Source organism: Roseitalea sp. MMSF_3546, assembly GCF_030732865.1.
GTDB lineage: Bacteria > Pseudomonadota > Alphaproteobacteria > Rhizobiales > Rhizobiaceae > Roseitalea.
Genome location: NZ_JASHKB010000015.1, coordinates 43,917 through 63,616, shown reverse-complemented (window position 1 = coordinate 63,616; position 19,700 = coordinate 43,917). Strand labels below are relative to the sequence as shown.

Sequence of the window (19,700 nt, the reverse complement as noted above, 5' to 3'; positions counted from 1 at the left end):
GGCCGTGGCCCGCCTGATCGTCGCAATCCTGGCGCTCGTGCTGGTGGCGCTGCCCGCCCGGGCCGACGAGCGCATCGAGGTCTTTGCCAGCGACATCGCGATCAACACCGATGGCTCGCTCGATGTCACCGAAACCATCCGCGTCACCGCCGAGGGCCGGCAGATCCGCCGCGGCATCTTTCGCGATTTTCCCCTGCGGTTCGAGGATGAGGCGGGGCGCGAAAGGCTGGTCGGCTTCGACGTCACGGCCGTGACGAAGAACGGCGAGCCCGAGCCCTTCCGCGTCGAGCGGTCGGCCCGGGTGGCGCGGGTCTATATCGGCGATGCCGATGTCATGCTGCAGCCGGGCACCTACACCTACCGGCTGAGCTACGTCACCGACCGGCAGCTACGCTTCCTGGACGGCCATGACGAACTGTTCTGGAACGTCACCGGCAATGCCTGGGCTTTTCCGATCGATGTCGCCCGCGCGACGGTCGACCTTCCCGGCGATGCCCGCGCGCAGGATCTGGTCGCCTACACCGGTCCGTTCGGCTCGCGCGCGCAAAATGCCCGCGCCGAACTGCGCGATGGCGGCCGCATTGCCTATTTCGAGACGACAGAGCCGCTCGGCCCGCGCGAGGGGCTGACCGTCGGCGTCGCCTTTCCCAAGGGGTTCGTCGCCCCGCCCACGGGCCGGCATCGGCTCGCCTGGTGGTGGCGCGACAATGCCGGCGAGGCGATCGCCATCGCCGGGCTGATCGGCGTGATCGTCTTTTTGTTGTGGGCCTGGAACCGGGTCGGGCGCGACCCGCCCGAGCAGATCGTCGTGCCGCGCTGGCAGCCGCCCGAAGGCGTCTCGCCGGCGCTCACCCATTACATCGCCAATCGCGGGCTGAGGGGGCAGGGCTTCACCGCGCTGTCGGCCGCCACGCTCAATCTCGCCGTGGGCGGCTTTCTCGAACTGGACAACCAGGCCGGCACGCTGACCATGAAGCGCACCACCAGGCCGGTCTTCGGCGCCGATCTGCCCGTCGGCGAGCAGGCCGTGGCCGGCAGGGTCGACTCCGCCGGCGGCGCCCTGACCATCGACAAGGGGCACGGCACCTTGGTCAAGTCGATGGTCGACAAGTTCACCTCGGCGATCGAGGGCGAGCATCGCTCGGTCTTCTACAAGGCCAATATCGGCTATGTCATCGCCGGGCTGGCCCTGTCGGCGGCGGTGACGTTTGCCGCGCTGGCCGCGGGCGGCGCGGCGGGCGAGACCTTCGCCGCGCTACTCCCGCTCGCCTTTGGCGGCGCGGTCCTGACCTTCATGGTCGTCAGGGCGGCGCAGGGCCTGCGTTCCGGGCTGGGCGGCAAGATCAATTTCGCCGTGCTCGTCTTCATCGCCGGCACCTTCGTGTTCAATGTCGGCATCCAGGGCCTTGGCCGCTTCGTCGATCTCATCGACCGCCCGGTTCTGGTCGGCGCGCTGGTCACGCTGTTGATGGTCAACGTGCTGTTCTTCTTCCTGATCGGCGCGCCGACCCCGCTCGGCCAGAAGCGCTCGGCCGAGATCGCCGGCCTCAAGCGCTATCTGTCCGTCGCCGAGAAGGACCGCATGAACATGCTCGGCTCGCCCGAAATGTCGCCGCAGCATTACGAGACGCTGCTGCCCTATGCGGTGGCGCTGGGCGTCGAAAAGCCCTGGTCGGAAGCCTTCCAGAAATGGCTGACGGCCGCGGCGGCCGCCGGGGTTGCCACCGCCGTCGCCTATCACGGCCCGCGCTGGTACCGCGGCGACCCGTTCCGGGCCGATCGCATCGGCGATCAGATGGGCGCGATCGCCGGCGATCTGTCGAAGTCGATGACGGCTTCGATGCCGACGCCCAAATCCTCCTCGTCCGGCTTTTCCGGCGGCGGCGGGTTCTCCGGCGGCGGCGGCGGCGGTGGTGGTGGCGGCGGCTGGTGACAAGGCGTTTGGGGCTTGCTATGGCCCGCGCGATCACCAGCCAGCAAAGCCGCCCTAATGCCCGACCTGCTCATCGAACTGCTCAGCGAAGAAATTCCCGCGCGCATGCAGCAGAACGCCGCCGACCATCTGCGCAAGGCGGTCACCGGCGCGCTGGTCGATGCCGGGCTGACCTATGAGGGCGCGCGCGCGCACCATACGCCACGCCGTCTGGCGCTCGATCTGCGCGGGCTGACCGCGCGTTCGGCCGACCAGACCGAGGAGCGCAAGGGTCCGCGCGTCGATGCGCCCGAAAAGGCCATCGCCGGCTTTTTGCGCGGTGCGGGACTGGCCTCGGTCGACGAGGCCGAAGTGCGGACCGACCCCAAGAAGGGCGACTTTCTGGTCGCCGTCATTCGCAAACCCGGTCGCGACGCCGAGGCGATCATTGCCGAGGCGATGCCGAAGATCATCCGCGACTTTCCCTGGCCCAAATCGATGCGCTGGGGTGCGGCCTCGGCCGAGCCGGGCTCGCTGCGCTGGGTGCGGCCGCTGCAATCGATCCTGTGCACCTTCGGCCCGGAGACCGAGGACCCGGTGGTGGTCGACTTCACGGTCGACGCCATCGCATCGGGCAATCTCACGCGCGGGCACCGTTTCCATGCGGGCGAAGCGTTCACCGTGCGGCGCTTTGACGACTACGTCGCCGAACTCGAGCGCCGTTTCGTCATCCTCGATGCCGAACGGCGCAAGCGGATCATCGCCACGGACGCGCGCAATCTCGCCTTTGCCAACGGCATCGAACTGGTCGAGGATGAAGCGCTGCTGACGGAGGTGGCGGGGCTCGTCGAATGGCCGGTCGTGCTGATGGGCACGTTCGACGTTTCCTATCTGCGGCTTCCCGACGAGGTCGTGCGGCTGACCATCAAGGCCAACCAGAAATGCTTCGTCTGCCGTGACCCGGCGACCGGCAAGCTGACCAACCGCTTCATCCTGGTCGCCAATATCGCCGCCAGGGACGGCGGCGAGGAGATCGCGCGCGGCAACGCCAAGGTGGTGCGCGCGCGCCTTGCCGATGCGCTGCATTTCTGGAGCACCGACCAGGCGGACCTGCCCGATCTCGACAAGTATCGGCCCTCGGCGGACAGATTTGGGCTCGACCTTGCAAGGCCGCTCGACCAGCGCATGGCCAAGCTCGACCATCTGGGCGTGACGTTCCATGCCAGGCTCGGCACGCAGGGCGAACGCGTCGCGCGCATCGCGGCCCTGGCCGAGGAGCTCGTGGACGTGGTGGCCGACTCGGTGGGCTCGCTCCCCTTCTCCCCCCTTGTGGGGGAGATGTCGGCGCAGCCGACAGAGGGGGGTAGTGGTGCCGAGATCGACACACCCCCCTCTGTCACCGCCGGACGAGCCGGCGATGACATCTCCCCCACAAGGGGGGAGAGTGGGCGCCGGGACCTCCGCCATCTCGCCCGCCGCGCCGCGCATCTCGCCAAGGCCGACCTGACCACCGAGATCGTCGGCGAGTTCCCCGAGCTGCAGGGCGAGATGGGCGCCGAATATGCCCGCCTGCAGGGCGAGCATCCCTCCGTCTGCGCGGCGATCGAGGACCATTACAAACCGCTCGGCCCGACCGACACGGTGCCGACCGATCCTGTCGCGATTGCCGTGGCACTGGCCGACAAGCTCGACATGCTGACCGGCTTCTGGGCGATCGACGAAAAGCCGACCGGCTCCAAGGACCCTTATGCGCTCAGGCGGGCGGCGCTCGGCGTGATCCGGATCGTGCTGGAGAACGGGATCAGGCTGCGCCTGTCGCATCATGGCGTATCCGCCGACCTCCTCTCCTTCTTCCATGACCGCCTAAAGGTCTGGCTGCGCGACCAGGGCGCGCGGCACGATCTGATCGACGCGGTGCTGGCGGCGGGCGTCTCCCTCCCCCTTGAGGGGAGGGTCGCTGCGAGCGAAGCGAAGCAGCGGGATGGGGGGGGCGGCGCCATTCCCCCCACCCGGCCCGACGCTGACGCGCCGGTCCACCCTCCCCTTAAGGGGGAGGGAGAAACGGCTGCCAACGACGACCTGCTCATCGTCGTGCGCAAGGTCGAGGCGCTGCAGAAGCTGCTCGACAGCGAGACCGGCGCGAACCTGCGGGTCGGCACCGAGCGGGCGCTCAACATCCTCGCCGCCGAGGAGAAGAAGGACGGGGCAGGGGCGTTCGACGGCCCCGTGGATCGGTCGCTCCTGTCAGAGCCGGCCGAAAGGGAACTGGCCAACGTCATCGAGACCGTGGACGGCCATGTCGACGATCACATTGCCCGCGAGGACTATGAGGGCGCCTTTGCCGTCCTCGCCGAATTGCGGCCGGCGGTCGACGCCTTCTTCGAAGCGGTGATGGTCAATGCCGATGAGGCGACCCTGCGCGCCAACCGCCTGGCCATCCTGTCCGGCCTGCGCCGGACGACGCGCAAGCTCGCCGACTTCGCCAGGATCGCCGGCTGAGACGGAAAGCGCCCGGGATTGGACCCGGGCGTTGCGATTGTCGGACGTGCGTGACGTTCAGCGCAGTTCCACGCCGTCGAGCAGGTCGTCGGGCACCGCGCCCTCGGCGGGCATGCCCGGCGGCGGGCCTTCGCGGATCGGGCCTTCGTCTTCCATGCGCGCGAAGGAATCCTCGTCCATGGCGGACGGCCCCGGCGCCGGCGCCGCGCCTTGATCGTTGACGAAAGGATCCTGGCTTGTACCGTCGATCACGCGCGGCGTGCTCACCGGCACCGACGGTGCCGGAATGACCTCGGCGCTCGTGACGGCCGGCCCGTCGAACTCGACGAACAGAACCGACGGCATCGCGCTGTCCTGATAGATCGTATAGCCGGCATGCGACGGCGCGGTGGCCACGATCGCAGGAAGGCTCGCGGCCGCAAGGATTGCCAGGCTGTTTTTCATGGTCGCCGGTCCCGATTTTCTGTATCACCCGTCCCGCAAGCTACCCGGATCGCGTTGAAATGCCGTTTCCGAAACTGATGAATGGCCGGTTAAGGGTCAGCCCGCGCGGCGCGGGATCGACGCCGTGACCGCGCCCGCGCACACCGCCGGCACCGGCATCGTCGCGCCTGACGCCTCGGGGATCGCGCGCGTCGTCGCCGAACTTGCCGCCGGCTCGATCGTCGCCCTTCCCACCGAGACGGTTTACGGGCTGGCGGCCGATGCGACGAACGGCAGGGCCGTGGCGCGCATATTCGAGGCCAAGGGCCGGCCGCGCTTCAACCCGCTGATCTGCCATGTCGACGGGCTTGCCATGGCGCGCGCCAACGCCCTCTTCGACCCGCTCTCGGCGATGCTGGCCGATGCGTTCTGGCCCGGCCCGCTCACGCTCGTCCTGCCGCTGCGGCCCGACAGCAAAGTCCATGAACTGGTCACGGCCGGCCTCGACACCGTCGCGGTCCGGGCGCCGCGCGGCGTTGCGCGCGCGGTGATCGCCCGGCTCGGCCGGCCCGTCGCCGCGCCGAGCGCCAACCGCTCCGGCGCGATCAGCCCGACCACGGCGGCGGCGGTACGCGAAAGCCTCGGCGATGCCGTCCCGCTCATCTGCGATGGCGGACCGACCGGGGTCGGCGTTGAGTCGACGATCGTGCGCGTTCATGACGGCCGGATCGTCTGCCTGCGCCCCGGCGGTCTGCCGCTCGAGCAGATCGAGAAGGTCGCCGGCAGGCCCGTCGCCCGCGCCGGAGGCGATGGCGCCGTCACCGCGCCGGGCATGCTAGCCTCGCACTACGCGCCGGACATGGCCGTGCGGCTCAATGTCGCCGAGCTGCAACCGGGCGAGGCGCTGCTGGCCTTCGGGCCGGACCGCGCCGCTCGCTGGCAGCAGGCCGTGGCGGTCGAGAACCTGTCGCCGGCGGGCGATCTCGCCGAGGCGGCGGCCAATCTGTTCGCCATGATGCACGCGCTCGACGCCACGGGCGCGGCCTGCATGGCGGTCGAGCCGATCCCTGACCATGGCCTTGGCGAAGCGATCAACGACCGGCTGCGCCGCGCCGCCGCGCCGAGGCCAGCGCCGTGAACGACGCCCTGCGTACGCGCTTCGTCGACATTGTCGGCGCCCGCAACGCGGCGGTGACCGACGACGATGTCGCCCCGCATCTGCGCGAATGGCGCGGCCGCTGGACCGGACGCGCCGCCGCCGTGCTGCGTCCGGGCGCAACGGCCGAGGTTGCCCGGATCCTCGAGCTGGCAAACCGGACCGGCACGGCCATCGTGCCCCAGGGCGGCAATACCGGCCTTGTCGGCGGCCAGATTCCCGACGGGTCGGGCGATGCCGTCATCGTCTCCACCGCCCGGCTCGACAGGATCCGCGAGATCGACACCCAGGCGGATGCCATCACCGTGGAAGCCGGCGTCGTGCTCGCGGCGATCCATGATGCCACCGAGGCCCACGACCGGCTGTTCCCGCTTTCGCTCGCCGCCCAGGGCTCGTGTCAGATCGGCGGCAATCTTTCGACCAATGCCGGCGGCACCGGCGCGCTCGCCTATGGGGTCGCCCGCGACCAGTGCCTGGGGCTCGAGGTGGTGCTGCCGGACGGCTCCGTGCTCGACGGCCTGTCCAAGCTGAAAAAGGACAATACCGGCTACGATCTGCGCGATCTGTTCATCGGCGCCGAGGGCACGCTCGGCATCATCACCGCCGCCACGCTCAGGCTCTACCCCAGGCCGCGCGGCAAGGCGGCGGCGTTCCTCGCCGTCGGCTCGCCCGAGGACGCGCTGGCGCTGTTCCGCCGCGCGCGCGCGGTGGCCGGCACGGCGTTGACCGCCTACGAACTGATGGCCCGCATGGGCGTTGCCTTCACCTTGCGCCACATGCCCGGCATGCGCGATCCGCTGGCCAGGGCCTATCCGTGGTATGTGCTGCTGGAAATCTCCTCGGGCCGCTCGCTCGACGATGCCCGTGCCCTGCTCGACAGTATCGCCGAGACCGGTTTCGAGCACGGGCTGGTGCTCGATGGGGCCATTGCCGAAAGCGAGGCGCAGCGCCTCGCCTTGTGGCAATTGCGCGAGGCCATGTCCGAAAGCCAGATCCCCGAAGGCGGCTCGATCAAGCACGACATCTCGGTACCGGTCAGCGCGCTGCCGGCCTTCATGGCCGAGGCGGAAAAGGCGATCCTGGCCATCGTGCCCGAGGCGCGTCTGTGCCCGTTCGGCCATCTGGGCGATGGCAATCTGCACTACAACGTCTCGCAGCCCGTCGGCTGGGACCGGCAGGCCTTCCTCGATCTGACCGATCGGATCACGCCGGTGGTGTACGGGCTCGTGCGCGCCCATGGCGGCTCGATCTCGGCCGAGCACGGCATCGGCCAGATGAAGCGCCAGGAACTGGCCGCGACCAAGTCGCCGGTCGCGCTCGATCTGATGCGCCGCATAAAGGCGGCCTTCGATCCCAATGCGATCATGAACCCGGGCAAGGTGTTGTAGGCGCTGCCGACCAGGCTCTGCCGCGTATGGATACCGGCGGCCCGCTGCCCGGCCCGGCAGGCTTGAGACCGGCCGATCCGCTCAACCGCCGTCACTTGCCGGCATGGCCGCGCTCAGTCATCGTCCTTGGCGGGGCGGTATTCGCCGGTCACAGGGTCCTTGACCAGCGTGCCGACGGCCTTCGTCTTGCGCTCGCGCTCCTCGCGGCGCACGCGGGCCGACACCTTCTGCGCCTCGCGCACGAAGGCGCGATAGCCAAGGTAGCCGACCACGGCCACGGCGGCCAGAAACAGGATTTGGGGCATGATCACCTCGCTCGTTCGGCCGCCCGCGGCTCGCCGCGTGTCAAAGCCCGTAACGGTTCCACAGGGCGCGTTCCTCGAGCGCCGACAACAATCCCGACGAAAATTGCGCCGACAGCGCGGCCGGATCAAGCCCGCCGTTCCAGCCGACCCCGACGGGCGGACGCCGACCGAACAATCCGCGCGGCATGGTGACCAGCTTGAGCATCGTGTTCTCGCCAAAGCGCGCGCGCATGAAGCTGCGCATGTCGCCGATATCGTCGACCAGACCCAGTTCCCTCGCCTTCTCGCCGGCCCAGAAACGGCCCGTGAAAAGGTCCGGGTCGTCGGCGAGCTTGTCGCCGCGACGCGCCTTGACCAGGTCGATGAAGACCTGGTGCACATCGAGCTGGATCGCCTTGAGCCGCTCGATGTCCTCTTCTTTCTCCGGCTGGAAGGGGTCGAGCGTCGACTTGTTCTGGCCGGCCGTGTAAACGCGCCTCTCGACACCGAGCTTCTTGATCGCGTCGACAAAGCCGAAGCCGGCCGAAATCACCCCGATCGAGCCGATGATCGAGGACGGATCGGCGATGATCTCGTCGCCCGCCGCCGCGAGCATGTAACCGCCCGAGGCGGCCACATCTTCGGTGAAGGTGAACACCGGCTTGTTCTTTTCGTCGGCGAGGTCGCGGATGCGCTTGTAGATCAGGCGCGACTGCACCGGCGAGCCGCCCGGCGAATTCACGCTGATCGCCACCGCCGGCGCGCGCTTGATCGAAAAGGCCCGCGCCAGCGCCGGCGCGACCACTGCCAGCGACAATGCAGGCTGGACCGGCGAACCGCTGGCGGCGATCATGCCGCGCAGCCGCACCACCGGGATGATCGGCGTCGACTTGCGGAACTGTTTCGGCAGAAGCGGCGACAGGAGTTGGGTCAAGATCGTGAACCTTCGGTGGATTGCTGAACGACAATGTAAGCCGGGCGGCGGGCTGTGCAATGGCGCAACGCGCCACACCGTCGGGCGATCCGGCCGACGTTGTGTTTGACGTTTACGTCAATAGCCGGTAGCGCTGCGCCAAGGAGGACGCCATGTACCGTGCGCCCGTCGCGGACATCACCCACGCGCTCAGGCACGTCTGCGGACGTGGCGAGGCCCTCGCCGCGGGCCGGCTCGGCGATCACGCCGGCGAACTCGGCGACGATCTGATCGACGCGATCCTGGTCGAGGCCGGCCGGTTCGCCACCGAGCGCATCGCCCCGCTGCACCTGCCGGGTGACCGCCACGGCGCGCGACGTGACGAGGGCGGTGTCACCATGCCGCCCGGTTGGAAGCAGCTTTATGCCGACTGGATCGCCGGCGGCTGGAACGCGCTGGCCGGCCCCAGGGCCCATGGCGGACAGGGCCTGCCGACGACGCTCGCCATGGCGGCCATGGAAATGTGGTGTTCGGCTTCGATCGCCTTTGGCCTGTGCCCGACGCTGACGATGGGCGCGGTCGAGGCGCTCGATGCCCATGGCAGCGACGCGCTCAAATCGGTCTATCTGGAAAAGCTCGTCACCGGTGAATGGACCGGCACCATGAACCTGACCGAGCCGCAGGCCGGCTCCGACCTTGGCGCGCTGAAAACCCGTGCCGAACCGGCCGGCGACGGCACTTACCGGATCTTCGGCCAGAAGATCTACATCACCTATGGCGATCACGACCTGACCGACAACATCGTCCATCTCGTGCTCGCCCGCCTGCCCGACGCGCCGGCCGGCACGCGTGGCATCTCGCTGTTTTTGGTGCCCAAATTCCTGGTCGAACCGGACGGTTCGACGGGCGCGCGCAACGATGTCGTCTGCTCCGGCATCGAGCGCAAGCTGGGCATTCACGCTTCGCCCACCTGCACCATGATCTATGGCGAGGGCCGCTTCGGCGAAACGCCGGGGGCGATCGGCTGGCTGGTGGGCGAGGAAAATCGCGGGCTCAACTGCATGTTCACCATGATGAACAATGCCCGCCTCGCCGTCGGCATTCAGGGGGTCGCCGTGGCCGAGGCCGCCTTTCAGAAGGCGCGTGCCTACGCCAATGAGCGCCGCCAGGGCCGGGCGCCGGGCTGGAATGACGACGCCATGAGCCCGATCGTCCTGCACCCGGACGTCCAGCGCAACCTTCTGACCATGAAGGCGCTGACCGGCGCGGCGCGCGGCATCTGCCAGGCCTGCGCCCACGCCATCGACATGGCGCGCGGTGCGCCGCCGCACGCGCGCCCCTTCTGGCACGAGCGCGCCGGCCTGCTCACGCCCCTCGCCAAGGCGTTTTCCACCGATATCGGGTCGCAGGTCGCTTCGCTCGGCGTGCAGGTCCATGGCGGCATGGGCTATATCGAGGAGGCCGGCGCGGCGATCTACATGCGCGACGCGCGCATCGCGCAGATCTATGAGGGCACCAACGGCATTCAGGCCATCGATCTGGTCCAGCGCAAGCTGCCACTGTCGGATGGCGCTTGCGTGAATGCCTATTTGGACGAACTGGCGACGATCGTCGATCGCGTCAGGGCGGCGAATGCACCGGGCTTGGGCGAAACCGCGCGCTGTCTCGATACCGCGCTCGCCGATCTGCGCGCCGCCACCGCCTGGCTGCTGGCCCGGCTCGACGACGGCGACAGGCCGGCCATGCTCGCCGCCGCAACGCCCTATCAGCACCTGTTCGGGCTCGTCGCCGGCGGTGCGTGTCTGGCCGCGGGTGCGCTGGCCGAGGCGCCCGATTCCGGTGAGCGCATCGCGCTGGCGCGCTTTTATGCCGAAAACCTTCTGGCGCAGGCCACCGCCCTGCGCGATCGCGTCGAACACGGCGCGGCGAGCCTTCACGCCGCTGCCGAACACCTGGTGGGACCGTGACCGAGACCAGCCAAACCGTCCTCGTCGAACGCCATGGCGCGATTCGGATCGTCCGGCTGAACCGGCCCGACAAGAAGAACGCGATCACCCGCGCCATGTACATCGCCATGGAGCGGGCGCTGGCCGAAGCCGAGGCCGACGACACCGTGCGGGTCCACGTCGTGCTCGGCCGGCCCGGCGCCTTCTCGGCGGGCAATGACATCGCCGACTTCCTCGCCTTTGCCGAAGGCGGTCAGATGGGCGCGGAGGTGTTCTGCTTGCTTGACCGCGTGGCGCGACTTGAAAAGCCGCTTGTCTCGGGCGTCGACGGGCTCGCCATCGGCATCGGCACAACGCTCAACCTGCATTGCGACTTGACCTTTGCCACGCCCGCCGCCGTCTTCCGGACGCCGTTCGTCGACCTCGGTCTGGTGCCCGAGGCCGCCTCGAGCCTGCTCGCGCCGGCGCTGATGGGCCATCAGCGCGCCTTCGCCATGCTCGCCATGGGCGAGACGCTGAGCGCCGAACAGGCGCGCGAGGCGGGCCTCGTCTACCGGATCGTCGCGGCCGAGGCGCTGGAGGCGCGCGTGCTGGAGGCGGCCGAGGCGCTCGCCGCCAAGCCCGCACAGGCCCTGGCGCTGACCAAGAGGCTCCTCAAGGGCGACCGGCAGGCCGTGCTCGATCGCATCGCGCTCGAGGCGGACCATTTCGCCGAGCGGCTGCAATCGCACGAGGCGCGCGCGGCCTTCAAGGCCTTCATGGGGCGCAAGCGCTAGCCGACCTTTTCGCCCCAGAGCAGGCATTCGCGATTGCCGTCGCCGCCGGCGATGGGCGAGGGGACTAGTCCGCGCGCGCGCCAGCCCGACTGCGCGTCGAGCCAGGCCCCGATGTCGCGCGCGGCCGCCTGCGCGTCGTCCGGCGCCACCAGCCCGCCCTTGCCGATCAGCGCGCGGCCGACCTCGAATTGCGGCTTGACCAGCGCCACCAGATGCGCGCCCGGCGCGGCGAGCGCCAGCGCCGGCGGCAGCACGAGCGTCAGCGAGATGAAGCTCGTATCGCACACGACCACCTGCGGCGCCGCGCCGCCCAGATGCGCCGGGCTCAGATCGCGCGCATTGACGCCCTCGATCAGCCGGACGCGCGGATCGGCGCGCAGGCTTTCATGCAACTGGCCATGCCCGACATCGACGGCTGTCACCCGTGCCGCACCGTGTTCCAGCAGCACCTGCGTGAAGCCGCCGGTCGACGCGCCCAGATCAAGGCACGCTGCGCCGGCCACCGGCACGTCGAACGCCGCGAGCGCCGCCTTGAGCTTGAGCGCGGCGCGCGAAACATAGCCGCGGGCCGGATCGTCGACCGCGATCGCCGCATCGGGCGGGCAGGCAAAGGCGGGCCTGTCGATCACGCTGCCCTCGACGCGCACCGTGCGGCGCACGATCGCATCGCGCGCCCGCGAGCGGGTCGCGAACAGCCCGCGCTCGACGAGCAGATGATCGAGGCGTTTGCGTGTGCTGGCGGCCATGACCCGACATGGCCGAGCCGGTGCGTCCGCGCAAGCTCGTCAGACCGAACCGACGAAGACGACGCGGACCGGCCGCTTCGAGGGCTCGTACGGGCGCTCGCGCATCAGCAGCTTCGCCGGGCCGCTGAAGGGCGCCACGCGCGGCAGCAGTTCGGGCAGGCGACCATGCGCCGGCACCGACCGGGTCGTCACCGGATCGGGCACGAACACCGGCTCCTGGTCGAGCGCGAAGCCGCCGCGCATCGCGCCCATCTGTGCACCGACGCGGTCGGCCACCGCCAGTGCGAGAGCGCGGTCGTATTTCGGCTGCGCCGCCGCACCGCTTTTCGCGATCATCACGATGATCGATACGGCCGAGATGACCAGCCGCAGCCTCGTCGATACGAAGTTCTTCATGTGCCCTGTCGCCCCTTGATCTTTTGGGCGGAAGGTAGCAGGGCGAAATTATGTCAGCGCAAACAAACGCGGTGAAAGTGAACGTAACGAACGCAGTGAAATTTGAGTAAAGGGACTCAATACGTCGCGTTAACTGTAATTGTTCATGGCAGCGGAATAAACTCCTCTTCGTCGCCCGGCACGATGTCGAAGCGTCCCGAACGCCATTCCTGCTTGGCCTGTTCGATGCGTTCCTTCGACGAGGAGACGAAGTTCCACCAGATGTGCCGCGGCGAGCCGATGGACGCGCCGCCGAAGACCATGAACGCGCCGCCGCCGGGCGAGCGCACGACGATCCGGTCGCCGGGCTTGAGCACCAGAAGCTGGTCGGCGGCGAAGCTGTCGCCGGCAAGCTCTATCGTCCCGTCGATGACATAGATCGCCCGTTCCTCGGTATCGGCGGGGATGTCGATTTCGCCGCCCGCATCCAGCGTGACGTCGACATAGAGCGTCTCGGCATATTGCGTGACCTGCGAACGCACGCCGTGGAACGCGCCGATCAGCACGCGGGCGCGCGCCTTGCCGCCATCGATCAGGCCCATCGTGTCGGCCGGCGTGTTCTCGAATGCCGGCGCCATCTCCTCCATGCCGTCGGGCAGGGCGAGCCAGGTCTGAAGGCCCGACATGCGCCGCCTCGACGACCGCAGTTCCTCGGGCGAGCGCTCCGAATGCACGATGCCGCGTCCGGCCGTCATCAGATTGATGTCGCCGGGCGCGATGACCATTTCGGTGCCCAGCGAGTCCCGGTGGCGGATCGTGCCGTCGAACAGATAGGTCACCGTCGACAGTCCGATATGCGGATGCGGGCGCACATCGATCGCCTGGCCCGGGCGGAAGACGGCCGGACCCATCCGGTCGAAGAAGATGAACGGGCCGACCAGCTTGCGCTGGCGCGAGGGCAGGGCGCGCCGCACCTCGAAGCCGCCGATATCCTTGGCGTTGGGCACGATCAGCGCCTCGATCGCATCGCACGCAAAGGCATCGCCCGCCTGCGGGTCCGGTCCGGGAAAAAAGCTCATGACATCACCTGTGCCGCCTCGTTTGCGCGAACATAGGCGGCGGCGAACCGCGCTGGCAGCCCGATATCGGACACACAGCGTTCACAGCCTGCCCGCGCATGCGGCGGCTGCGGCGCCCTCAGTCGCCCAGCGGCTCGGTGCCCGTCGCTTCGCCCGCCCGGCCTGTCTTGATCTTCTCGATCTTCAGTTCGGCGGCCTTGAGCAGCGTGTCGCAGCGCGCGCGCAGCGCCTCGCCGCGTTCGTAGATGGCGATGCTCTCTTCCAGCGCGACATCGCCGCGTTCGAGCCGATCGACGATCTTTTCGAGTTCGTCGAGCGCCTTTTCGAAGGGCAGCCCGCTGACGTCGGCATTGGGGTCGGTGTCGGCCATGATCGTCATCCCCGCATCAGCCGGTTGATATGCATCGCCGCCGAGGCGGCCAGCCCTTGCAGGTCATAGCCGCCCTCGAGCAGGCTGACGAGCCGGTTGTCGGCATGCCGGCCGGCGGCCTCGATCAGCCGCCCGGTCGCCCAGTCGAAGTCCTCCTCGACCAGATTGATGTTGGCGAGCGGGTCGCGGATATGGGCGTCGAAGCCGGCCGAGACGATGATCAGGTCGGGGCCGAATTCGTCGATGGAATCGAGCACGCGCGAGCGGAACGCCTCGCGAAAGGCTTCCCCCGCCGCGCCCGGCGACAGCGGCGCATTGACGATCGTGCCATGTTCGCCGGTCTCGTCCCGCGCGCCGGTGCCCGGATAGAGCGGCATCTGGTGGGTGGAGCAGTAAAGGACCGTCGCATCGTCCCAGAAGATGTCCTGCGTGCCGTTGCCGTGATGGACGTCCCAGTCGATGATCGCGACGCGCTCGGCGCCATGGGCCTTCTGCGCGTGCCGTGCGGCGATGGCGGCCGTGTTGAAAAGGCAGAACCCCATCGCCGTTTCCTTTTCGGCGTGATGGCCCGGCGGACGCGCCGCAACGAAGGCGTTGTCGAACGTGCCCGCGAACACGCCGTCCACCGCCGCCATGGCTGCGCCGATGGCGTGCATGGCCGCTTCCAGGCTCTTGGGGCTCGCCACCGTGTCGTTGTCGATGCGCACCATGCCCGTTTCGGGGATCGCGTCGCGGACCTTGTCCAGAAACCGTTCGGGATGGGCGAGCAGCACGGCCTCGTCGGGCGCGCGCGGGGCCTGGGCGCGGTCGAGCGCGGCGAAGGGGTCGGCGGACAGCGCCTCTTCGAGCGCGCGCAGCCGGTCGACCCGCTCGGGATGGCCCGGCGGCGTGATGTGCTGCTGAAAGATGTCGTGTTCGAAATAGCGCGTCGTCATGGCCGATATGTAATCGGTTCGGGCCTGGTGCGCCACCACGGCCGCGCCTGGGGCATGCTTATCCACCAGCGATCGCCCGGCGCGGGCCTCATCCCAGCTTTTCGGTCGCCGCGATGCGGATGCCGAACCCCTCAACGCCGATATAGCGCCGTTCGCGCGTCGAGTAGAGCCGGATCGACGCAATGCCGAGGTCGCGCAGGATCTGCGCACCAAGGCCGATCTCGCGCCATTCGTTCTCGCGCTCGCGCGCCTCGGCGTGCTCTTCGGTCAGCGGCCGGGCCGCGCCGCGCGCCACGCCCACCGAACCCTCGCGCAGATAGACCACGACGCCGCGTCCGTGTTCGGCGACCATGCGCTGGAGGATCTCGACCGGATCGCGTCGCGGCCCGAAGACATCGTCGACGACGCTTTCCAGATGCAGGCGCACGGGCACGTCCTCGCCGTCGCGCACATCGCCGACGACGATCGCCAGATGCTGCATCGGGTCCCATGGAAGGGTGTAGGCATGGGCCGTTGCCGGACCCGCCGCGGTCTCGACCCGCTGCTCCTCCAGCCGCTCGATGAGGGTCTCCTTGCGCTGACGATAGGCGATCAGGTCGGCGACCGATACGACCTTGAGCCCGTGCGCTTGCGCGAATTCGGTCACCTGCGGACCGCGCATCACCGTGCCGTCGTCATTGACCAGTTCGCAGATCACGCCGACCGGCGGCAGGTCGGCCAGCCGGCAAAGGTCGACGGCCGCCTCGGTATGGCCCGAGCGCATCAGCACGCCGCCCTGACGCGCCACCAGCGGGAAGATGTGGCCCGGCCGGACGAAATCGGCCGCCCCGGCATTGGGATTGGCAAGGTTGCGCACGGTCAGCGTGCGATCGTCGGCCGAAATGCCGGTCGTCGTGCCGTGCCTGTAGTCGACCGAGACCGTGAAGGCGGTCGCGTGCGGGGCGTCGTTCTCGGCCACCATGGGCGCCAGGTTGAGCCGCTTGGCCTCTTCGGGCGGCATCGGCGCGCACACGATGCCCGAGGTGTGCCGGACGATGAAGGCCATCTTTTCGGGCGTGGTGTGCACCGCCGCGACGATCAGATCGCCCTCGTTCTCGCGCCCGTCATCGTCCATGACGACGACGATCTCGCCGGCCTCGAAGGCGCGCAGCGCCTCGACGACTTTCGCCTGATCGTAGGCCATCATACCCGTCCAGTCTGTCCGCGATGGCGCAGATAGTGATCGACGATCGCGCAGGCGACCATCGCCTCGCCGATCGGCACGGCGCGGATGCCCACGCACGGATCGTGCCGGCCCTTCGTTTGCACCTCGACCTCCGCGCCATCCTTTGTCACCGACCTTGTCGGCGTCATGATCGACGAGGTCGGCTTGACCGCGAAGCGCGCCACCACCGGCTCGCCCGTGGCGATGCCGCCGAGGACGCCGCCGGCCTTGTTGGAGGCGAACACCGGCCGGCCGTCCTCGCCCATGCGCATCTCGTCGGCATTGTCCTCGCCGCGCAGCCGCGCCGCTTCGAACCCGTTGCCGATCTCAACGCCCTTGACCGCATTGATCGACATCAGGTGCGAGGCGATGTCCTGATCGAGCTTGGCGTAGATCGGCGCGCCGAGCCCGGCCGGCACGCCCGTGGCGACCACCTCGATGATCGCGCCGACCGACGAGCCGTCCTTGCGGATCGCGTCGAGATAGGCGGCGAAACGGTCGACGGCCTTGGCGTCGGGCGAAAAGAACGGGTTGCGGCCCACTTCCTCCCAGTCCCAGTTGGCCCGGTCGATGTCCTCGGTGCCCATGGCGACCAGCGCGCCGCGTACATCGAGGCCCGGCACGACCTTGCGCGCGAGCGCGCCGGCGGCGACGCGCGCGGCCGTCTCGCGCGCCGAGGAGCGCCCGCCGCCGCGATAGTCGCGCAGGCCGTATTTCATGTCATAGGTGAAATCGGCATGGCCGGGACGGTAGCGCGCCTTGATCTCCGAATAGTCCTTCGAGCGCTGGTCGGTGTTCTCGATCATCATCGAGACCGGCGTGCCGGTGGTGATCAGCGTGTCGGGATCGGCCTCGTCGGGGATGACGCCCGAAAGCACGCGCACCGCGTCGGCCTCGCGCCGCTGGGTGGTGAATTTCGACTGGCCCGGCCTGCGCTTGTCCAGAAACGCCTGGATCTCGGCGACGGTGAAGGCGATGCCCGGCGGGCAGCCATCGACCACGCAGCCCAGCGCCGGGCCGTGGCTTTCGCCCCAGGTGGTCACGCGGAAAAGATGGCCGAATGTGTTGTGCGACATGGATGACGTCCGAACTGGGCGGCTTGTAGACCAGTGATGGGGGCTTGCAAACCCGTCCGGCGGGCCGCGATCAGCGCAGCCAACCCGATGCGCGCCCGTCGAAGATGTAGATATTGTCCTGCGGCACCGGTTCGCGCACCGCCGTGTTGCCATCGATGCCCTCGAGCAGGTGCCGCGTGCCGCGAATGATCCCGCCATGGGTGACGATGACCGCCGGCCCGTCGAGCCGTTCCAGAACCCGGCGTGCGCGGACGGCGGCCATGGCGTAGCTCTCTCCGCCCGGCGCAAGGAACGTCCACTTGTCGGTTTCGCGCGCGGCGACCAGTTCGGGCTGCAGCGGTTCGAGCTCGGCCAGCGTATGCCCTTCCCATTGTCCGTACGTGACCTCCATCAGCGCATCGTCGCGGTCGAAATCCTCCGGATCGAGCGCAAGGCCCCGGCGCAGGATCGCCATGGTCTCCGATGCGCGCGAAAGCGGGCTCGCGACGAATCGCCAGCCCGCCCAGTCCCGTCGCTCGGCGGCCAGCATCCGGCCATAGGCGGCGGCCTGCCGGCGCCCGGTTTCGTTGATCGGGATGTCCTTGTGGCCCTGGAACCTCTGCTCGCGGTTCCAGTCGGTCTGGCCATGACGGATCATGTAGAAGGGGTGGGCAGGTTGAAAGGCCATGTGCACCGGGGTCGCCCGCCGACCGGCAAACGCGCTACTCCTTGGTGATGTCGGGTGCGTCGACGGCCTTCATGCCGACCACGTGATAGCCGCTGTCGGCGTGCAGCACCTCGCCGGTGACCGAGCGCGACAGGTCCGAGAGCAGATAGAGCGCCGAATCGCCAACCTCCTCGATCGTCACGGTCCTGCGCAGCGGCGAGTTGTATTCGTTCCACTTCAATATGTAGCGGAAATCGCCGATCCCCGAAGCGGCGAGCGTCTTGATAGGGCCGGCCGACAATGCGTTCACCCGGATGTTCTTCGGTCCCAGATCGACCGCCAGATAGCGCACGCTGGCTTCCAGCGCCGCCTTGGCGACGCCCATGACATTGTAGTGCGGCATCACCTTTTCGGCGCCGTAATAGGTCAGCGTCAGCAGCGAACCGCCATCGGTCATCAGCGGCTCGGCGCGACGCGCGATCTCGGTCAGCGAATAGACCGAAACGTCCATTGTGCGGCCGAAATTGTCGCGCGAGGTGTCGATGTAGCGGCCCGTCAGTTCGTCCTTGTCCGAGAATGCGACCGCATGGACGACGAAGTCGAGCCGGCCCCAGACCTCATGCAGCTGGGCGAACACCGCATCAAGGCTTGCGGGCTCGGTGACATCGAGATGGCCCACGACGATCCCGTTGACCTCCTCGGCCAGCGGTTCGACGCGCTTTCGCAGCGGATCGCCCTGATAGGTGAACGCCAGCTCGGCGCCATGGGCGGCGCAGGATCTGGCAATCCCCCAGGCGACCGAACGATTGTTGGCTAGCCCGATGACGAGGCCTCTCTTGCCCTTCATCAGGCCCGAACCGCTGCTCATGCCCGTTGCTCCGGATAGGTCGAGACGAGCCGGGATATTGCACAGCGGCATCGGGCCTTCAAGGCGCAAATGCCCGCGCCGTCACCGCTGCTGCCGGCGCCGGTCAGGCGGCGTCGTGCTCGGTCATCAGCGCCTCGAGCGCGCTTCGGTCGACGCCCTCGAGCGTGATGCGCACGATGGCGTAGAGATCGCCGCGCTTGCCGTCCTTGCCCGGCAGTCCGCGTCCGGGAACGCGCAGCCTCTGTCCCGAAGACGTCCAGGGCGCGATCTTCAGCGCGATCCGACCGTCCGGCGTGGGCACGGCCACCTTGCCGCCGGTGACGGCCGTCTTCAGATCGACATCGACATCGACGAGCAGCGAGCGGCCTTCGATGCGCATGTCGGGATCGGGCTTGATCCGCACCCTGGCGAGCACGTCGCCGCGATGGCCCGCCGGCCCCGCTTCGCCCTGGCCCTTGAGCCGGATCACCTGGCCGTCCTCGACACCCTTGGGCAGCGTCACCGCGACGGTGCGTCCGTCCTTGAGCGTCAGCTTGGCCTTGCCGGCCTTGATCGCGTCGCTGACGCTGACGGTCAGCGGAACCTCGATGTCGCGGCCCTTGGGCGGAGTGGCGCGCTTGGCACCATGCATGCCGGCGCCGCGTTCGCCGAACAGTTCGTCGATATCGACGTGAGAGAACGTCCGCCCGCCGCGACCGCCGGCCCCGCCGAAGCCGCCGCCGAACACGCTGCGCAGCACGTCCTCGGCATCGAGCCCGGCGCCGCCGCGCCCGCCGCTTCGATTGCCGAACATGTCGGCGAAGCCGTCGGCGCCGGTGAAGCCGTCGCCGCCCGGATAGCCGCGGAAGATCTCGTTGCCCTCGGCGTCGATCTCGCCCTTGTCGAAGCGCTTGCGCTTGTCCCCGTCGCCCAGGATTTCATAGGCGCGCGAGGCTTCGGCGAAGCGCTCCTTGGCCGTCGCGTCGTCCGGATTGGCATCCGGGTGATATTTCTTTGCCAGCTTGCGGTAGGCGGACTTGATCTCCGCCGCGCTTGCCGTCCTTGGGACGCCAAGCACCGCATACGGGTCACGCATGCATCCCTCCAATGCGTCAGAACTCATTG

General features: G+C 68.6%; 19 protein-coding genes. 6 read left to right on the top strand and 13 right to left on the bottom strand.

Features of this window, described 5'->3' with window-relative positions:
- Nucleotides 1-4: 4 nt before the first annotated feature.
- On the top strand, nt 5-1,933 hold the full coding sequence (locus tag RBB34_RS12935) for a DUF2207 domain-containing protein (protein ID WP_306119640.1): 1,929 nt from the start codon (nt 5-7) through the stop codon (nt 1,931-1,933).
- A 57-nt stretch (nt 1,934-1,990) separates the two neighbouring features.
- The gene (gene glyS, locus RBB34_RS12930; protein ID WP_306119639.1) at nt 1,991-4,411 is read left to right on the top strand and encodes a glycine--tRNA ligase subunit beta; all 2,421 of its coding nucleotides are present in this window, start codon (nt 1,991-1,993) and stop codon (nt 4,409-4,411) included.
- 57 nt (nt 4,412-4,468) lie between these two features.
- Here glyS and RBB34_RS12925 read toward each other — a convergent pair whose 3' ends face one another.
- Entirely contained in the window at nt 4,469-4,855 is a 387-nt protein-coding gene (locus RBB34_RS12925; protein WP_306119638.1) for a hypothetical protein, read from the bottom strand.
- Between the two features lie 157 nt (nt 4,856-5,012).
- Here RBB34_RS12925 and RBB34_RS12920 point away from each other — a divergent pair, with 157 nt between their 5' ends.
- Nucleotides 5,013-5,972, top strand: coding sequence for an L-threonylcarbamoyladenylate synthase (locus tag RBB34_RS12920; protein ID WP_306119669.1), 960 nt, complete (start codon nt 5,013-5,015; stop codon nt 5,970-5,972).
- Entirely contained in the window at nt 5,969-7,378 is a 1,410-nt protein-coding gene (locus tag RBB34_RS12915; RefSeq protein ID WP_306119637.1) for an FAD-binding oxidoreductase, read from the top strand. Before RBB34_RS12920 ends, RBB34_RS12915 begins: the two co-directional genes overlap by 4 nt.
- A 113-nt stretch (nt 7,379-7,491) precedes the next feature.
- Here RBB34_RS12915 and RBB34_RS12910 read toward each other — a convergent pair whose 3' ends face one another.
- Entirely contained in the window at nt 7,492-7,683 is a 192-nt protein-coding gene (locus RBB34_RS12910; RefSeq protein WP_306119636.1) for a hypothetical protein, read from the bottom strand.
- A 40-nt stretch (nt 7,684-7,723) separates the two neighbouring features.
- Nucleotides 7,724-8,596 (bottom strand): S49 family peptidase, encoded by an 873-nt coding sequence (locus RBB34_RS12905; protein WP_306119635.1) that lies wholly within the window; start codon nt 8,594-8,596, stop codon nt 7,724-7,726.
- Between the two features lie 152 nt (nt 8,597-8,748).
- On the opposite strand from RBB34_RS12905, the gene RBB34_RS12900 reads away from it, so the two are divergent.
- Together RBB34_RS12900 and RBB34_RS12895 are read left to right on the top strand one after the other, a co-directional pair.
- Entirely contained in the window at nt 8,749-10,542 is a 1,794-nt protein-coding gene (locus tag RBB34_RS12900) for an acyl-CoA dehydrogenase (RefSeq protein WP_306119634.1), read from the top strand.
- Nucleotides 10,539-11,297: a crotonase/enoyl-CoA hydratase family protein gene (locus RBB34_RS12895; protein ID WP_306119633.1), complete on the top strand. Its 759-nt coding sequence runs from the start codon at nt 10,539-10,541 to the stop codon at nt 11,295-11,297. Before RBB34_RS12900 ends, RBB34_RS12895 begins: the two co-directional genes overlap by 4 nt.
- Here the strand turns inward: RBB34_RS12895 and RBB34_RS12890 are convergent.
- The 10 genes from RBB34_RS12890 to RBB34_RS12845 all read right to left on the bottom strand — a co-directional run bounded on the left by RBB34_RS12890 (nt 11,294) and on the right by RBB34_RS12845 (nt 19,671).
- Entirely contained in the window at nt 11,294-12,043 is a 750-nt protein-coding gene (locus RBB34_RS12890; protein ID WP_306119632.1) for a TlyA family RNA methyltransferase, read from the bottom strand. The two genes, RBB34_RS12895 and RBB34_RS12890, sit on opposite strands and share 4 nt — an antisense overlap.
- Before the next feature lie 39 nt (nt 12,044-12,082).
- Nucleotides 12,083-12,439 carry a hypothetical protein gene (locus tag RBB34_RS12885; RefSeq protein ID WP_306119631.1) on the bottom strand — a complete coding sequence of 119 codons (357 nt, stop codon included), beginning with the start codon at nt 12,437-12,439 and terminating at the stop codon, nt 12,083-12,085.
- A 143-nt stretch (nt 12,440-12,582) separates the two neighbouring features.
- On the bottom strand, nt 12,583-13,497 hold the full coding sequence (locus RBB34_RS12880) for a pirin family protein (RefSeq protein ID WP_306119630.1): 915 nt from the start codon (nt 13,495-13,497) through the stop codon (nt 12,583-12,585).
- Between the two features lie 118 nt (nt 13,498-13,615).
- Nucleotides 13,616-13,867 (bottom strand): exodeoxyribonuclease VII small subunit, encoded by a 252-nt coding sequence (locus tag RBB34_RS12875; protein ID WP_306119629.1) that lies wholly within the window; start codon nt 13,865-13,867, stop codon nt 13,616-13,618.
- Nucleotides 13,868-13,872: 5 nt separating this feature from the next.
- Nucleotides 13,873-14,802, bottom strand: a complete 930-nt coding sequence (locus RBB34_RS12870) for a histone deacetylase family protein (RefSeq protein ID WP_306119668.1) — start codon at nt 14,800-14,802, stop codon at nt 13,873-13,875.
- A gap of 88 nt (nt 14,803-14,890) precedes the next feature.
- A complete protein-coding gene (gene ribB / locus RBB34_RS12865) occupies nt 14,891-15,985 on the bottom strand; it encodes a 3,4-dihydroxy-2-butanone-4-phosphate synthase (protein WP_306119628.1) in 1,095 nt (364 codons plus the stop codon).
- Entirely contained in the window at nt 15,985-17,082 is a 1,098-nt protein-coding gene (aroC, locus tag RBB34_RS12860) for a chorismate synthase (protein ID WP_306119627.1), read from the bottom strand. The genes ribB and aroC overlap by 1 nt, the downstream gene beginning before the upstream one ends.
- Before the next feature lie 70 nt (nt 17,083-17,152).
- Nucleotides 17,153-17,749, bottom strand: coding sequence for a histidine phosphatase family protein (locus RBB34_RS12855; RefSeq protein WP_306119626.1), 597 nt, complete (start codon nt 17,747-17,749; stop codon nt 17,153-17,155).
- A 34-nt stretch (nt 17,750-17,783) separates the two neighbouring features.
- A complete protein-coding gene (gene fabI / locus RBB34_RS12850) occupies nt 17,784-18,596 on the bottom strand; it encodes an enoyl-ACP reductase FabI (RefSeq protein ID WP_306119625.1) in 813 nt (270 codons plus the stop codon).
- A 103-nt stretch (nt 18,597-18,699) separates the two neighbouring features.
- On the bottom strand, nt 18,700-19,671 hold the full coding sequence (locus RBB34_RS12845) for a DnaJ C-terminal domain-containing protein (protein ID WP_306119624.1): 972 nt from the start codon (nt 19,669-19,671) through the stop codon (nt 18,700-18,702).
- Nucleotides 19,672-19,700 lie beyond the last annotated feature (29 nt).

What these genes read in the sequence shown, in the direction of transcription:
- glyS (WP_306119639.1), top strand. Translation starts at nt 1,991, where the DNA reads ATGCCCGACCTGCTCATCGAACTGCTCAGCGAAGAAATTCCCGCGCGC.
- RBB34_RS12925 (WP_306119638.1), bottom strand. Translation starts at nt 4,855, where the DNA reads ATGAAAAACAGCCTGGCAATCCTTGCGGCCGCGAGCCTTCCTGCGATC.
- RBB34_RS12910 (WP_306119636.1), bottom strand. Translation starts at nt 7,683, where the DNA reads ATGCCCCAAATCCTGTTTCTGGCCGCCGTGGCCGTGGTCGGCTACCTT.
- RBB34_RS12900 (WP_306119634.1), top strand. Translation starts at nt 8,749, where the DNA reads ATGTACCGTGCGCCCGTCGCGGACATCACCCACGCGCTCAGGCACGTC.
- RBB34_RS12890 (WP_306119632.1), bottom strand. Translation starts at nt 12,043, where the DNA reads ATGGCCGCCAGCACACGCAAACGCCTCGATCATCTGCTCGTCGAGCGC.
- RBB34_RS12885 (WP_306119631.1), bottom strand. Translation starts at nt 12,439, where the DNA reads ATGAAGAACTTCGTATCGACGAGGCTGCGGCTGGTCATCTCGGCCGTA.
- RBB34_RS12880 (WP_306119630.1), bottom strand. Translation starts at nt 13,497, where the DNA reads ATGAGCTTTTTTCCCGGACCGGACCCGCAGGCGGGCGATGCCTTTGCG.
- RBB34_RS12875 (WP_306119629.1), bottom strand. Translation starts at nt 13,867, where the DNA reads ATGGCCGACACCGACCCCAATGCCGACGTCAGCGGGCTGCCCTTCGAA.
- RBB34_RS12870 (WP_306119668.1), bottom strand. Translation starts at nt 14,802, where the DNA reads ATGACGACGCGCTATTTCGAACACGACATCTTTCAGCAGCACATCACG.
- ribB (WP_306119628.1), bottom strand. Translation starts at nt 15,985, where the DNA reads ATGGCCTACGATCAGGCGAAAGTCGTCGAGGCGCTGCGCGCCTTCGAG.
- aroC (WP_306119627.1), bottom strand. Translation starts at nt 17,082, where the DNA reads ATGTCGCACAACACATTCGGCCATCTTTTCCGCGTGACCACCTGGGGC.
- RBB34_RS12855 (WP_306119626.1), bottom strand. Translation starts at nt 17,749, where the DNA reads ATGGCCTTTCAACCTGCCCACCCCTTCTACATGATCCGTCATGGCCAG.
- fabI (WP_306119625.1), bottom strand. Translation starts at nt 18,596, where the DNA reads ATGAGCAGCGGTTCGGGCCTGATGAAGGGCAAGAGAGGCCTCGTCATC.
- RBB34_RS12845 (WP_306119624.1), bottom strand. Translation starts at nt 19,671, where the DNA reads ATGCGTGACCCGTATGCGGTGCTTGGCGTCCCAAGGACGGCAAGCGCG.